At 67.3% G+C, this 13,216-nt stretch carries 13 protein-coding genes; 6 read left to right on the top strand and 7 right to left on the bottom strand.

Annotated elements, in window-relative coordinates; genetic code table 11:
• The 6 genes from ARGLB_RS20780 to fabF form a co-directional block, all read left to right on the top strand.
• Window positions 1–1,681, top strand: a 1,681-nt coding sequence (locus ARGLB_RS20780) for a transketolase-like TK C-terminal-containing protein (RefSeq protein WP_003806080.1), incomplete at its 5' end; no start/stop codon positions are given.
• A 182-nt stretch (window positions 1,682–1,863) separates the two neighbouring features.
• Window positions 1,864–3,108 carry a PucR family transcriptional regulator gene (locus ARGLB_RS20775; RefSeq protein ID WP_043420079.1) on the top strand — a complete coding sequence of 415 codons (1,245 nt, stop codon included), beginning with the start codon at window positions 1,864–1,866 and terminating at the stop codon, window positions 3,106–3,108.
• An 88-nt stretch (window positions 3,109–3,196) separates the two neighbouring features.
• A complete protein-coding gene (locus ARGLB_RS20770; protein ID WP_175305040.1) occupies window positions 3,197–4,126 on the top strand; it encodes an ACP S-malonyltransferase in 930 nt (309 codons plus the stop codon).
• On the top strand, window positions 4,123–5,187 hold the full coding sequence (locus ARGLB_RS20765) for a beta-ketoacyl-ACP synthase III (RefSeq protein ID WP_003806077.1): 1,065 nt from the start codon (window positions 4,123–4,125) through the stop codon (window positions 5,185–5,187). Before ARGLB_RS20770 ends, ARGLB_RS20765 begins: the two co-directional genes overlap by 4 nt.
• A gap of 81 nt (window positions 5,188–5,268) precedes the next feature.
• On the top strand, window positions 5,269–5,514 hold the full coding sequence (locus ARGLB_RS20760; protein ID WP_003806076.1) for an acyl carrier protein: 246 nt from the start codon (window positions 5,269–5,271) through the stop codon (window positions 5,512–5,514).
• A 206-nt stretch (window positions 5,515–5,720) separates the two neighbouring features.
• Window positions 5,721–6,956, top strand: a complete 1,236-nt coding sequence (gene fabF, locus ARGLB_RS20755; protein WP_003806075.1) for a beta-ketoacyl-ACP synthase II — start codon at window positions 5,721–5,723, stop codon at window positions 6,954–6,956.
• A gap of 152 nt (window positions 6,957–7,108) precedes the next feature.
• On the opposite strand, the gene ARGLB_RS20750 is transcribed toward fabF, so the two are convergent.
• From ARGLB_RS20750 to rnhB, 7 genes are all read right to left on the bottom strand, one after another.
• Window positions 7,109–7,612, bottom strand: a complete 504-nt coding sequence (locus ARGLB_RS20750; RefSeq protein ID WP_003806074.1) for a DUF3145 domain-containing protein — start codon at window positions 7,610–7,612, stop codon at window positions 7,109–7,111.
• 251 nt (window positions 7,613–7,863) lie between these two features.
• Window positions 7,864–8,790 (bottom strand): tyrosine recombinase XerC, encoded by a 927-nt coding sequence (locus ARGLB_RS20745; protein WP_003806073.1) that lies wholly within the window; start codon window positions 8,788–8,790, stop codon window positions 7,864–7,866.
• A gap of 106 nt (window positions 8,791–8,896) precedes the next feature.
• Complete coding sequence (dprA, locus tag ARGLB_RS20740) at window positions 8,897–10,081, bottom strand: DNA-processing protein DprA (RefSeq protein WP_003806072.1); 1,185 nt, start codon at window positions 10,079–10,081, stop codon at window positions 8,897–8,899.
• 11 nt (window positions 10,082–10,092) lie between these two features.
• Window positions 10,093–11,637, bottom strand: coding sequence for a YifB family Mg chelatase-like AAA ATPase (locus ARGLB_RS20735; RefSeq protein WP_003806071.1), 1,545 nt, complete (start codon window positions 11,635–11,637; stop codon window positions 10,093–10,095).
• On the bottom strand, window positions 11,637–11,993 hold the full coding sequence (locus tag ARGLB_RS20730; protein WP_003806070.1) for a YraN family protein: 357 nt from the start codon (window positions 11,991–11,993) through the stop codon (window positions 11,637–11,639). The genes ARGLB_RS20735 and ARGLB_RS20730 overlap by 1 nt, the downstream gene beginning before the upstream one ends.
• A 168-nt stretch (window positions 11,994–12,161) precedes the next feature.
• A complete protein-coding gene (locus ARGLB_RS20725; RefSeq protein WP_003806068.1) occupies window positions 12,162–12,488 on the bottom strand; it encodes a DUF2469 domain-containing protein in 327 nt (108 codons plus the stop codon).
• A 54-nt stretch (window positions 12,489–12,542) separates the two neighbouring features.
• A complete protein-coding gene (rnhB, locus tag ARGLB_RS20720) occupies window positions 12,543–13,214 on the bottom strand; it encodes a ribonuclease HII (RefSeq protein WP_003806067.1) in 672 nt (223 codons plus the stop codon).
• Between the last annotated feature and the right edge of the window lie 2 nt (window positions 13,215–13,216).

Here is a 13,216-nt window from a genome sequence, read left to right as displayed (position 1 = left end):
AACCCCGCAGACCAAGGACCTGGTCGCTGACCTGAGCGATGACGCGATCTGGAACCTCAAGCGCGGCGGGCACGACTATCGCAAGGTCTACGCCGCGTACAAGGCCGCGACCGAATTCAAGGGCAAACCCACCGTGATCCTGGCCAAAACGGTCAAGGGCTACGGCCTGGGCCCGCACTTCGAAGGCCGCAACGCCACCCACCAGATGAAAAAACTCACCCTCGACGACCTGAAGAAGTTCCGCGACCACCTGCGGATTCCGGTCACGGATGAGCAGCTGGAGAAGGACCCCTACCGTCCGCCGTACTACCACCCGGGCACGGACGCGCCGGAAATCAAGTACCTGCTTGAGCGCCGGGCGGCCCTGGGCGGTTCGGTTCCGGAACGGCGTTCGAAGCACTCGGACATCGAGCTGCCCGAGGCGAAGACCTACGAGGTGGCCAAGCGCGGTTCGGGTAAGCAGCAGGCCGCGACCACTATGGCGTTCGTCCGCCTGCTGAAGGACCTGATGCGGGATAAGAACTTCGGCAAGCACATCGCGCCGATCATCCCGGATGAGGCCCGCACGTTCGGCATGGACGCGTTCTTCCCGACCGCGAAGATCTACAACCCTGGCGGCCAGAACTACCTGTCTGTGGACCGGGACCTGGTCCTGGCCTACAAGGAATCCGCGCAGGGACAGCTGATCCACCCCGGCATCAACGAAGCCGGCGCCGTGGCAGCCTTCACCGCCGCCGGCACCGCCTACGCCACCCACGGCGTACCGCTGGTCCCGGTCTACGTGTTCTACTCCATGTTCGGCTTCCAGCGCACCGGCGACGCCTTCTGGGCCGCCGCCGACCAGATGACCCGCGGCTTCATCATCGGCGCCACCGCAGGACGGACCACCCTCACCGGCGAAGGCCTCCAGCACGCCGACGGACACTCCCCGCTGCTGGCCTCCACCAACCCCGCCGTAGTCACCTACGACCCCGCCTACGGCTACGAAATGGGCCACATCGTCCGCAACGGCCTCGAACGCATGTACGGGCACGACTCCGCAGACCGGAACCTGATGTACTACCTCACGGTCTACAACGAGCCCATCACCCAGCCCGCCGAACCGGAGAACCTCGACGTCGAAGGCGTCCTGAAGGGCATCTACAAGCTCGCAGCCTCCCCCACCGAAGGCCCCAAGAGCCAGATCCTAGCCTCCGGCGTCTCCGTCCCCTGGGCCCTCGAAGCCCAGCGGATCCTCGCCGAAGACTGGGGCGTCTCCGCCGACGTCTGGTCCGTCACCTCCTGGAACGAACTGCGCCGCGACGGCCTCGCCGCCGAAGAGGAAGCCTTCCTCAACCCCGGCCAGGACGCCCGCGAACCCTTCGTCACCAGGCAGCTCGCCGGAGCCCAGGGCCCCGTCATCGCCGTCTCGGACTACATGAAGGCCGTCCCGGACCAGATCCGGCAGTTCATCCCGAACGACTTCGCCACCCTCGGCGCCGACGGCTTCGGCTTCTCCGACACCCGCGCCGCCGCCCGCCGCTACTTCAAAAACGACACCCACTCCGTCGTTGTGAAGACCCTCCAGCTGCTGGCAGCCAAGGGTGAGGTTGACGCACAGGCACCGGCGAAGGCGATCGAGAAGTACCGTCTGCTCAACGTCAACGCCGGCACCACAGGCAATGCCGGAGGCGAGTCCTAACCCGACTCCCTGAGCGCGAAACGAACGACGGCGGTCCCCACCCACGGTGGGGGCCGCCGTCGTCGTCTGCGGTACTTCAGCTGCACTTCCGGAGGCGCCGGACGGGCTGTGACGCAACACAACGGCAGTTGTAGCCTTTGCACAAAATGGAGCTTGCCCCGCAGGCACCGTATGCTCGAATCATGCCCGAGCCGTCCCCCTCCCCTGCAGCACGCAAACCGCCCTCCCGGACCATGACTCCGGAGAAGACGGAGACCCTGAAAAAGCTCAGGGCAAGCGTCGGTCAGCTGTCCACCACCACCATGCGCCAGCTGGAGAAATCCCTGCCGTGGTACAGCCGGCTCAGTTCGGACGAGCGCTCCGCGCTGGGCCTCGTGGCGCAGAACGGCATCGCAGCGTTCGTCACCTGGTATGAGCGCCCCAGTTCCCCGTCATGGATCCTGTCCGACGTTTTCGGCACCGCCCCGACGGAACTGACCCGGTCCATCAGCCTGCAGAAGGCGCTCCAGCTCATCCGGATCGTCGTGGAGGTGGTGGAGGACCAGGTGCCGGTCATCGCGCCTGAAGCGGACCAGCCCTCGCTGCGCGAAGCCGTCCTCCGGTACTCGCGGGAAGTGGCCTTTGCCGCCGCCGACGTATATGCCCGGGCCGCGGAATCCCGGGGATCCTGGGACACGCGGCTCGAAGCCCTGATTGTGGACGCCATCCTGCGCGGCGAAAACACTGACGCGTTGCGCTCCAGGATCGCCGCGCTCGGCTGGAAGGCGCAGGAGCGCTTCACCGTGATGGTGGGGAACTCACCGTCGGAACCCAGCGCCAGCTACGTCAGCGAACTGCGCCGCATGGCCGGCCGGTACGCGGAGGATGCCCTCGTGGGAATCCAGGGCGACCGCCTCATCCTGATCCTGGGCGGCGTGCACGACCGGGAAACCGCGTATGTGAAGCTCAGCGAGATGTTCGCGCCCGGTCCGGTGGTGTACGGAGCGGAAGCCAGCTCCCTGCTGGAAGCCAGCGGCTCGGCGCAGTCCGCCTTCGCCGGCCTCACAGCTGCCCGGGCGTGGCCCGCCGCTCCCCGCCCGGTGGCAGCCGACGATCTCCTCCCGGAACGGGTCATTTCCGGGGACGATGCCGCCCGGCGGTCGCTCGTGAAAAACATCTACCGGCCGCTCCTCGCGGCGTCGAACGGGCTGGTGGAAACGCTCGGCACGTACCTGGAACTGGGGCATTCACTCGAGGCGACGGCGCGGGAACTCTTCGTCCATGCCAACACGGTGCGGTACCGTCTCAAGCGTGTCTGTGATGTGACAGGCTGGGATCCGCTGCTCCCGCGCGAGGCTTTCGTGCTCCAGGCAGCCCTTGTGGTGGGGCGGCTTTCCACTCCGCCGAAGCCCGCCGTCGAGCGTGTTGCCGCGCGGAACACGAATTGAACCGTTGTAGACTTCCTACAACCTGACCCCGTGAGCTTGGTGTACGGAAACACCAATGGATCACCCGGTAATTTGGAAAGCTGGATACGTGCTTGCAATCGTCTGCCCTGGACAGGGCTCACAGACCCCCGGTTTCCTGGCCCCTTGGCTGGAGCTGCCCTCCGTAGCAGGCCATCTGGCCTCCCTGAGCGAAATTGCAGGCATTGACCTCACTGCGCACGGGACCACCTCTGACGAGGAAACCATCAAAGACACCGCCGTCGCACAGCCGCTCATTGTCGCGGCCGGGCTGGTGGCCGCCAAGTCGCTGTTCGACGTCGAACTCAGCACGCTGCCGGTCATCCTGGCCGGGCACTCGGTGGGCGAGATCACGGCGTCCGCGCTGGCCGGCGTGCTCACCGAAAAGGAAGCCATGACGTTCGTGCGCGAACGCGCCAACAGCATGGCCGCGGCAGCTGCCGTCACGCCCACCGGCATGAGCGCCGTGGTGGGTGGCGATCCCGCCGAGGTCCTGGCCGCCATCGAGGCCGCCGGCGCAACGCCCGCAAATGTCAACGGAGCAGGCCAGACCGTCGCCGCGGGCACCTTCGAACAGCTCAAGGCCCTGGCCGAGAATCCGCCGGCCAAGGCCCGCGTGATTCCACTTAAGGTTGCCGGGGCATTCCACACCTCACATATGGCTCCCGCCGTGAGCGCCCTCGAGGCGCTCCGCCCGGAACTGCAGCCACAGGCACCTGCCGTGCCGCTGCTGTCCAACTACGACGGCCAGGAGGTCACGGCGGGCACCGCCGCCGTCGACAGCCTGATCGCCCAGGTCTCGCGGCCGGTCCGCTGGGACCTCTGCATGGAGACCCTCGCGAACCGCGGCGTCACTGGCGTCATCGAACTCGCTCCGGCGGGCACCCTGGCCGGACTGGCCAAGCGCGGCATGCCGGGCGTCAAGACCGTTGCTGTCAAAACGCCGGACGACCTGTCCGCGGCCCTGGCACTCTTCGCAGAACTGGAAGGACAGGCATGAGCAGCACGCCGGTACTGAAGCAGACTCCGCTCAACGAGCACACCCGGGTCCTGGGCATCGGCGCTTACCGCCCCGACGTCCTGGTCACCAATGAGGACGTGTGCCAGTGGATCGATTCCTCCGACGAGTGGATCCGCCAGCGTACCGGCATCGTCACCCGCCACCGCGCACCCGCCGACGTCAGCGTGATCGACATGGCCGAGGGTGCCGCCCGCGAGGCCATGCAGAAGGCAGGCATCGAGGCATCCCAGCTCGGCGCCGTCATCGTCTCCACGGTGACCCACCCGTATGCCACGCCGTCGGCGGCCGCGAGCCTTGCCGACCGGCTGGGCGCCACTCCTGCCCCTGCCTTTGACATCTCCGCGGCCTGCGCCGGCTACTGCTACGGCGTAGCCCAAGGCGACGCGTTGGTCCGTTCGGGGGCCGCGCAGTACGTCCTTGTTGTCGGCGCGGAGAAGCTCTCCGACGTCATCGACAACCGCGAACGCACCATCTCGTTCCTGCTGGGCGACGGCGCTGGCGCTGTTGTCATCGGCCCGTCGGACACCCCCGGCATCGCACCGTCAGTGTGGGGATCGGATGGCAGCAAGTGGGACGCCATCGGCATGACCCGCTCCATGCTGGACGTCCGTGATCTCGGACTGGCGGCGCGCCGGTCCGACTCCACCGGCGACCTCGCGCTCCTCGAAGAGGCGCAGGAGCTCTACCCGACCCTCCGCCAGGACGGCCAGACGGTGTTCCGCTGGGCGGTCTGGGAGATGGCGAAGGTTGCCCAGCAGGCGCTGGACGCCGCCGGCATCCAGGCCGAGGACCTGGTGGCCTTCATTCCGCATCAGGCCAACATGCGGATCATCGATGAGATGGTCAAGAAGCTGAAGCTGCCCGAGACCGTCACCGTGGCCCGGGACATCGCCGATGCGGGCAACACCTCGGCGGCCTCGATCCCCCTGGCCACGCACCGCCTGCTCCAGGAAAACCCCGCGCTGAGCGGCGGACTGGCCCTGCAGATCGGCTTCGGCGCTGGGCTGGTCTTCGGTGCCCAGGTGATTGTGCTTCCGTAGCAATTCCGACAACCAAGCCGCAACCGCGGTTTGCCCATTTCCGGCATCCCCTGCCGGCAATAACAAGAAAAGGAGCCATCAATGGCTAGCAACGAAGAGATCCTGGCCGGACTGGCTGAAATCGTCAACGAAGAGACCGGCCTGGCCCCCGAGGCGGTCGAGCTGGACAAGTCCTTCACCGAGGACCTGGACATCGACTCCATCTCCATGATGACCATCGTGGTCAACGCCGAAGAGAAGTTCGGCGTCCGCATCCCGGACGAAGAGGTCAAGAACCTCAAGACCGTCGGCGACGCCGTGGACTTCATCTCCAACGCCCAGGCGTAAGTAAGACATCAGCCTTCACTGGCTTCAGCCTTTTACAGGCTTCAGCGTCACCGCTGAACCCGGCTGGCCGGGCCCGCACCTTCCGGGACCGGCCAGCCGATGCACCATCCCTGAATTTTTTTGAAGACTTCCCCCCGCACGCCACCCACTCAGGCCTCCGGCCAGCAGCACAGGACACGGCAGGCGCACCGACAGAGAGTGATCCCATGACACGCAAAGTAGTCATTACAGGTCTGGGTGCCACCACGCCCATCGGCGGCGACGTACCCACGATGTGGCAGAACGCGCTGAAGGGCGTTTCGGGAGCCCACACCCTTGAGGATGAGTGGGTTGCCAAATACGAACTGCCGGTCCACTTCGCCGCCCGGTGCTCCACGCCCGCACTCGACGTCCTGAGCCGTGTCGAGGCCAAGCGCATGGACCCGTCAACCCAGTTCGGCGTCATCGCCGCACGCGAAGCATGGGCCGACTCCGGCATCACCGAAATCGACCACGACCGGCTGGCCGTGGCCTTCGCCACCGGCATCGGCGGCGTCTGGACGCTCCTGGATGCGTGGGACACGCTGAAAGAGAAGGGTCCCCGCCGCGTCCTGCCCATGACGGTTCCGATGCTCATGCCCAACGGTGTGGCCGCCGCTGTCAGCCTGGACCTGGGCGCCCGCGCCGGTGCGCACACTCCGGTGTCCGCGTGCGCTTCGGGCACCGAAGCCCTGCACCTCGGACTGGACCTGATCCGCTCCGGCAAGGCCGACGTCGTCATGTGCGGCGGCGCCGAAGCCGCCATCCACCCGATGCCGCTGGCAGCGTTCTCATCGATGCAGGCGCTGTCCCGCCGCAACGACGACCCCGAGCGCGCTTCCCGCCCCTACGACCTGGACCGTGACGGTTTCGTCATGGGCGAAGGCGCCGGCGCACTGGTGCTGGAGGCCGAGGAGCACGCCCTCGCCCGCGGCGCACGGATCTACGGCGAACTCGCCGGCACCTCCGTGACCGCTGACGCGTACCACATCACAGCACCGGACCCCCAGGGCCTGGGCGCCACCCGGGCACTGAAGGCAGCCATGTTCGACGGCCGCATCCAGGCGGAAGACGTGGTCCACGTCAACGCCCACGCCACCTCGACGCCGGTCGGCGACAAGCCGGAGTACACGGCTCTGAAGGCGGCGCTCGGCAACCACGTCGAAAACGTAGCCGTCTCGGCCACCAAGTCGCAGATGGGCCACCTGCTCGGTGCCTCCGGCGCCGTCGAGGCCGTGCTCACCGTCCTGGCTGTCCACGAACGCAAGGCACCCGTCACGATCAACCTCGAGAACCAGGATCCCGAGATCCCGCTCGACGTCGTCACCTCCGCCCGCACCCTGCCGGCCGGCGACATCGTGGCGCTGAGCAACTCGTTCGGCTTCGGCGGCCACAACGCCGTCGTTGCCATCCGCAGCGTCTGATGCGCCCTGAATGAACACTGAAGAAGCCCCCGCCGGTTGGCGGGGGCTTCTCCGTTGCTATGGGGGGAACTGATGTGGCTGGCGGGTCAGCCGCCGCGGGCGTCAGCTGCCCGGCTCGTCAGCCGAGAAGGCGGCTCAGCCGGTCTTGCTCGTTAGCCGACCTGGTGCAGCCAGCGCACGGGTGCGCCTTCGGCGGCGTGCCTGAAGGGTTCCAGCTCCTCGTCCCACGCCTCGCCGAGGGCAAGCGAGAGCTCGTGGTAGACAGCGGAGGGGTCGCCGGCACCGGCCTCATAGGCGTAGCGGATGCGGTCCTCCGACACCATGATGTTGCCGTGCACATCCGTCACGGCATGGAAAATTCCCAGCTCAGGTGTGTGGGACCATCGTCCGCCGTCCACGCCCTGACTGGGTTCTTCGGTGACCTCGAAGCGCAGGTGTGCCCAGCCCCGGAGGGCAGAGGCGAGCTGCGCACCTGTCCCCTGAGCGCCGGTCCAGGACAGCTCCGAGCGGAACATTCCGGGCGCGGCGGGCTGAGGTGTCCATTCCAGATCCGTTCGCTTGTCCACGACAGATCCGATGGCCCACTCAACGTGAGGGCACAGTGCGGTAGGGGCCGAGTGAATAAACAGCACACCGCGGGTCATTGCAACAGACATTCCATCCTCCATAGCTGTAGGTACGTCTTCCCCAACGACCTGCATGGATGGATATTTGCTGCTCCGGGCGCCGCCTGGTGCCGGTGATTCCTGCCAATCTATGAAATTACTTGCCGGACTGACAAGGGGCGCCTGGAGACTGCTTCAAGCACAACTTGAAAGTTGCCGAACTTGGATCTTATTGTGCCGTACGCAATCTAATTACGCCAGTGCAATTCGGCGTGGTGTAGAAGACGCGCCGGAGAAAGGGCCTACGCCCGCGGGTGTGCCTGCTGGTAGCTCCTGCGCAGGCGGTCCACGGATACGTGGGTATAGATCTGGGTGGTGGCGAGGCTGCTGTGGCCGAGTATTTCCTGGACCGCACGAAGGTCTGCGCCGCCGTCCAGCAGATGCGTGGCGGCGGTGTGCCGCAGGGAGTGCGGGCCTGTGGCGGACGTATCACCCAGCGCTTCGAACAGTCCCTTCACCACACTGCGGACCTGCCGCTGGTCCACGCGGCGGCCGCGCGCACCGAGGAACAGGGCCGGCCCGCTGTCCGCGGCGGCGAGCTTTCCCCGTCCGCGGCGCAGCCAGTCGTCGACGGCGAGCGCAGCCGGGAGCCCGTAGGGCACTGTCCGTTCCTTGTTGCCTTTGCCGAGCACGCGCAGGGTTCTGCGGTCCGGATCGAGGTCGTCCACGTCCAGGCCCGCCAGCTCGCCGACGCGCACGCCGGTGGCGTAGAGCAGCTCAACCATGGCCCGGTTGCGCAGGGCCATGGGATCACCGTCTTTGGCCGCCTCGTTGAGGTCGGCCAGCAGCCGGGCGAGCTGCTGCTGCTGCAACACCCCCGGCAGGGAACCATCCCGTTTGGGGGCCTGCAGGCGCAGGGATGGATCTGTTTCGATCAGTTCTTCCCGCAGCGCCCACGAGGTGAAGGTCCGCGCTGTGGCGGCGCGGCGGGCAAGTGTGGAACGCGAAGCGCCGGCCTCGCTCTGGCTGCCGAGCCAGCGGCGGAGGGTGCCCAGTTCCAGCCCGGCAGGATCGGTGATTCCTTCACCGGCCGCGTAGGCCAGCAGGCTGGAGAGGTCGGACAGGTATGCGCGCACCGTGTGTTCGGACCGGGCCCGCTCACCCGTCAGGTACCGTTCGAACCCCGTGACTGCCTTGTCGAGGCCGGCCGGCAGTTCCTTTTTCTCCACTCCCCCACTGTCCCAGCATTTGTTCCGGAATCAAGGAACGGCACGGCCAAACGGGGGAACTACACGGTGAGCCGCCCGGCGAGGGGGACGTCGCCGGGCGGCAGCTCTATGTTGATTGCCTGGTGCGCTTCCAGCCTCCCTTTTCGGATGCTGCCAGTCCCAGCAGGGCCAGCCTGCCAAGCCCTGCGCGCACCGAGTCGGCGCCCAGGCCGGCAACGGTGCAGAGTTTTTCGACGGAACTGGCGGACCGCAAGGGAAGGGCGTCCAGCAGGATCAGGTCCTCAAGGGTCAGGCCGTCATGGTCAGCGGGCCGTCCGCTCTTTTCGTCGGCCAGCGACTGGCCGCAGGGCGACGCCAGCTCGGCGATCTCCCCCGCATCAGTGACGCAGACAGCACCGCCGTCGCGCAGGAGCCGGTGGCAGCCGGCCGAGTTGGCGCTGTGCACCGAACCGGGAACGGCTCCGACCGCACGGCCCAGGGTTTCCGCGTGATGGGCGGTATTCAGGGCTCCGGACCGCCACCGGGCCTCCACCACCACCGTGACGGAGGCGAGGGCAGCGATCAGCCGGTTCCGTTGAAGGAACCGGTACCGGGTGGGGGCAGATCCGGGCGGAACCTCGGCAAGCACGGCACCCTGGTTGGCTACGGCGCGCAAGAGGTCCTCGTTCCCGGACGGATAGAAGCGGTCCACGCCGCCCGCCATGACGGCGATGGTCGGCATGGCCCCGGAGCCCCCTGCCAGGGCTGCCCGGTGCGCGTGGGCATCAATCCCGTACGCGCCGCCTGACACCACTGTGAATCCCCGCTGGGCAAGCGAGTAGGCAAGGTCCCCGGTGACTGACGCGCCATAGCTGGTGCTGTCCCGCGAGCCCACCAGGGCCACCGCCCTGGCCGCCGGGGGAAGTTCGAGTTCAAGGCCCCGCCACCAAAGGCAGATCGGCTGGTGCAGGCCAAGGTCGTCCAGTTGCCGCGGCCACAGCCCGTCCGTGGGGACGAGAACGCGGCCGCCCAGGCGATGCATCGTGGCCAGGTCGCGCTCTGGGGCAAGGTCGGGGATTCTCGGTGCCCAGCGCTTCAGCGCGGCACCGAGGCCGGCCCAGGAATTCACCGAGCTGTGATCTGCCAGCAGCCCGGTGATGTCCTGTTCCAGCCCCGGCCCGTAGCTGACCTGGCCGGTGGCTATCCTCAGGGCGTCTTCAGCCCCGGCAACGTGCACCAGGGCCAGGCCCGCGACGTCCTGTGGTTCCATCAGCCTCGACAGGGCGGCGCGGGCAATTCTCTCGTTGTGCATGCGGGTTCCTTTCACGCTGCAGCCGAGGCGGTCTGGCGGAGGCTCAGGGCCTGTCCGATGTCGTTCCCGTCCGGCTGCTCCCGGCCACCAAGGTCGGCCAGAGTCCAGGCGAGGCGGAGGACGCGGTCATAGCCCCTGGCTGTGAGCACGCCCCGTTCCAGTGCATGGTCCAGGATCCGGGTGGTGGCGGCCGCCAGTTTCAGCTCGCTGCGCAGGATGCGCCCGGGCACCTGGGAATTCGTTTCCATGCCCCAGGGCTGCAGCCGCTGCAGCTGGCGGGCCCGGGCAGCCAGGACGCGGGCACCGACTGTTGCGCTGTCCTCCGCTCCCCCGGACTGGCCAAAGTCCGCCAGTGACACGCGGTCCACCTGCAGCTGGATGTCCACACGGTCCAGGAGCGGCCCGGACATGCGCGACATGTAGCGGCGGCGCATGAAGGGGGTGCAGGTGCATTCAATGCCCTTCCCCGAGGCCTTGCCGCACGGACACGGATTGGCTGCCAGCACCAACTGGAACCGCGCGGGGTAGGCCGCTGCACCGGCGGACCGGTGGATGACCAGCTCGCCACTCTCAAGAGGCTGCCTGAGTGCATCCAGGACCCTGCGTTCGTATTCGGGCGCCTCGTCAAGGAACAGGATTCCGCGATGCGCCCGCGATGCGGCACCGGGACGCGGCAACCCCGACCCGCCTCCGATGATCGCGGCGGCCGTGGCGGTGTGGTGGGGATTCTCAAAGGGCGGCCGCCGGACCAGCTGCACGCCGGATGCGGGAAGCTGGCACAGGGAATGGATGGCCGTCACCTCCATCGCCTCGGTGTCCCGCAGATCGGGCAGAAGGCCGGGAAGCCGCTCGGCCAGCATGGTCTTGCCGGCGCCGGGCGGGCCGGTCAGCAGCAGGTGGTGGGCACCAGCGGCCGCTACCTCAAGGGCGCGGCGTGCCTCTGCCTGGCCTGACACGTCGCACATGTCCGGGACGGACGCGTCCACGGAGACAGGTTCATTCCCGGCGGGTTCGTCCTCGGGTGCGAAGTCAAGGACAAGTTCCTGCGGGTCAGCGCCAAAATCGAACACCAGCCGTGCCAGGGTCTGGTAGCCGCGGACCCTGGCACCGGGGACGAGTTCGGCCTCTGCGGCATTCGCCTGGGCAACCACGATGTCCTGGAACCCTGCCTGCACCGCGGACATCACGGCCGGAAGTATGCCGCGGACAGGCCGGAGGCGTCCGTCCAGCCCCAGCTCGGCGATGAAGACCGTGCGGCCGGTGGGCCTGATGTCCTCCGCAGCCCGCAGCACCGACATTGCGATGGCAAGGTCGAAGCCGGAACCGCGCTTGGGCAGGGACGCGGGAATGAGGTTGGCGGTGATCTTCCGCCTGCTCAGCGGAATACCGGAGTTCTGCGCCGCCGAGCGGATGCGGTCCCTGGCTTCGTTAAGGGACGCGTCCGGGAGGCCGAGAAGCACAAAGGCGGGCAGCGTCTGGCCGATGTCGGCCTCGACCTCCACGATGTAGCCGTTGAGGCCGACGAGGGCCACTGAATAGGCTCGTCCCAGCGCCATCACAGCACCTCCTTGAGGTGCTCAACGGTGGGTTTGCGAACGCCGTCGTCCAGCACGGCGATGACGTCCACACGGCGCAGGGGTAAGTGCAGTCCGTGGTCCCGGCACCAGGCCGAACCCAGGCGGTGCAGCCGGGCGAGCTTGTCTGCGCCCACCGCCTCGAACGGGTGACCGTAGGCGAGCGAACGCCGCGTCTTCACCTCGGCAATGACGAGGGAATCACCGTCCAGGGCGACGATGTCGATTTCGCCGTCCGGGCAGCGCCAGTTGCGCTCCACGATCAGCATCCCCAGCGATTCCAGGTATTCCGCCGCGAGCTCTTCCCCGCGGCGGCCCAGCAAGTCCTTGGCTTTCATGTCCACCTCCGCAACAAGACTGCGGCGGCGGACTCACCCGGAACAGGGCACGGTCACGCTATGTGGGAAAACCCGTGGGTCACAGGGAAAGGAGCCCGCAAACAGCGGCTGTGGAGGAACAGTGACGCCCCGGGGAAGGCGCTGGAGAAACGCCGAAAAGCAATTACCTCAGTTGCCGAGGTCGACGTCCTTGGGCAGCGCGAGCTCCTCGTTGCGGGGCAGTTCCTCGACGTTGACGTCCTTGAACGTGATGACCCGGACGCTCTTCACGAACCGCGCCGAACGGTAGACGTCCCAGACCCAGGCATCCTGGAGCGTGAGATCGAAGTAGACCTCACCATCGGCGCTGCGCGCCTGGAGGTCCACGTGGTTGGCGAGGTAGAAGCGCCGCTCGGTCTCGACCACGTAGCTGAACAGACCCACGACGTCGCGGTACTCCCGGTAGAGCTGGAGCTCCATATCGGTTTCATAGTTCTCAAGGTCTTCGGCACTCATGGTTCCATCTTGCACCATGCGGGCGGGAACCAGCGCACCGCACGACGCAGCGCACTATTCCGTCAGCAGGTTCCAGCTGACCCGGTGGTAGGGGCTCGGGCCGCGGGTGCGGATCGCTTCCCGGTGCAATGCCGTGCCGTAGCCCTTGTTGACGTCCCAGCCGAAGTCCGGGTACTCGAGGTGGAGCTGCTGCATGTGCTGGTCACGCTCGACCTTGGCCAGGACACTGGCGGCGGCGACGCTGAGGCACTGCATGTCGGCCTTGACCAGGGTGTGGACGGGCGCGTCACAGCCCGGGTCGGCGATGACCTCGTCAAACAGGGAAGGCTGGACGGCGGGTGAGAGCCAGTTGTGGCTCCCGTCCAGCAGGACGACGTCGGGCGTGATGCCGGCACCGAGGATCTCGAACCAGGCCCTGTTTCCGGCGGCGCGGAGGGCACCCATGATGCCGAGTTCATCGATTTCGCGCGCACTGGCATGTCCCACGGCGGAGGCGACGCTCCAGGCCCGCACCAGCGGGTCAAGCCGTTCCCGGTCTGCTGCCTTGAGCAGCTTGCTGTCCCGGACATCTGCGAGCAGCTGCATGTTCTGCAGGTCCACGACGGCGATTCCCACGCTCACCGGCCCCGCGAGGGCACCGCGGCCTACCTCGTCGACGCCGGCCAGAAACCGCGCCCCGCGGGGAAGGAAGCGCTTCTCGTAGTCAAGGGTGGGTGCAACGGACATGG

Source organism: Arthrobacter globiformis NBRC 12137 (assembly GCF_000238915.1).
GTDB classification, from domain to species: Bacteria; Actinomycetota; Actinomycetes; order Actinomycetales; family Micrococcaceae; genus Arthrobacter; species Arthrobacter globiformis.
Note: the sequence above shows the minus strand (reverse complement) of the source record. Positions and strands in the feature narration are given on the sequence as shown.

Bases quoted from the DNA above. Each gene is read 5' to 3' on its own strand.
- ARGLB_RS20775 (WP_043420079.1), top strand. From the start codon at position 1,864: ATGCCCGAGCCGTCCCCCTCCCCTGCAGCACGCAAACCGCCCTCCCGG.
- ARGLB_RS20765 (WP_003806077.1), top strand. From the start codon at position 4,123: ATGAGCAGCACGCCGGTACTGAAGCAGACTCCGCTCAACGAGCACACC.
- ARGLB_RS20760 (WP_003806076.1), top strand. From the start codon at position 5,269: ATGGCTAGCAACGAAGAGATCCTGGCCGGACTGGCTGAAATCGTCAAC.
- fabF (WP_003806075.1), top strand. From the start codon at position 5,721: ATGACACGCAAAGTAGTCATTACAGGTCTGGGTGCCACCACGCCCATC.
- ARGLB_RS20750 (WP_003806074.1), bottom strand. From the start codon at position 7,612: ATGTCTGTTGCAATGACCCGCGGTGTGCTGTTTATTCACTCGGCCCCT.
- dprA (WP_003806072.1), bottom strand. From the start codon at position 10,081: ATGCACAACGAGAGAATTGCCCGCGCCGCCCTGTCGAGGCTGATGGAA.
- ARGLB_RS20735 (WP_003806071.1), bottom strand. From the start codon at position 11,637: ATGGCGCTGGGACGAGCCTATTCAGTGGCCCTCGTCGGCCTCAACGGC.
- ARGLB_RS20730 (WP_003806070.1), bottom strand. From the start codon at position 11,993: ATGAAAGCCAAGGACTTGCTGGGCCGCCGCGGGGAAGAGCTCGCGGCG.
- ARGLB_RS20725 (WP_003806068.1), bottom strand. From the start codon at position 12,488: ATGAGTGCCGAAGACCTTGAGAACTATGAAACCGATATGGAGCTCCAG.
- rnhB (WP_003806067.1), bottom strand. From the start codon at position 13,214: ATGTCCGTTGCACCCACCCTTGACTACGAGAAGCGCTTCCTTCCCCGC.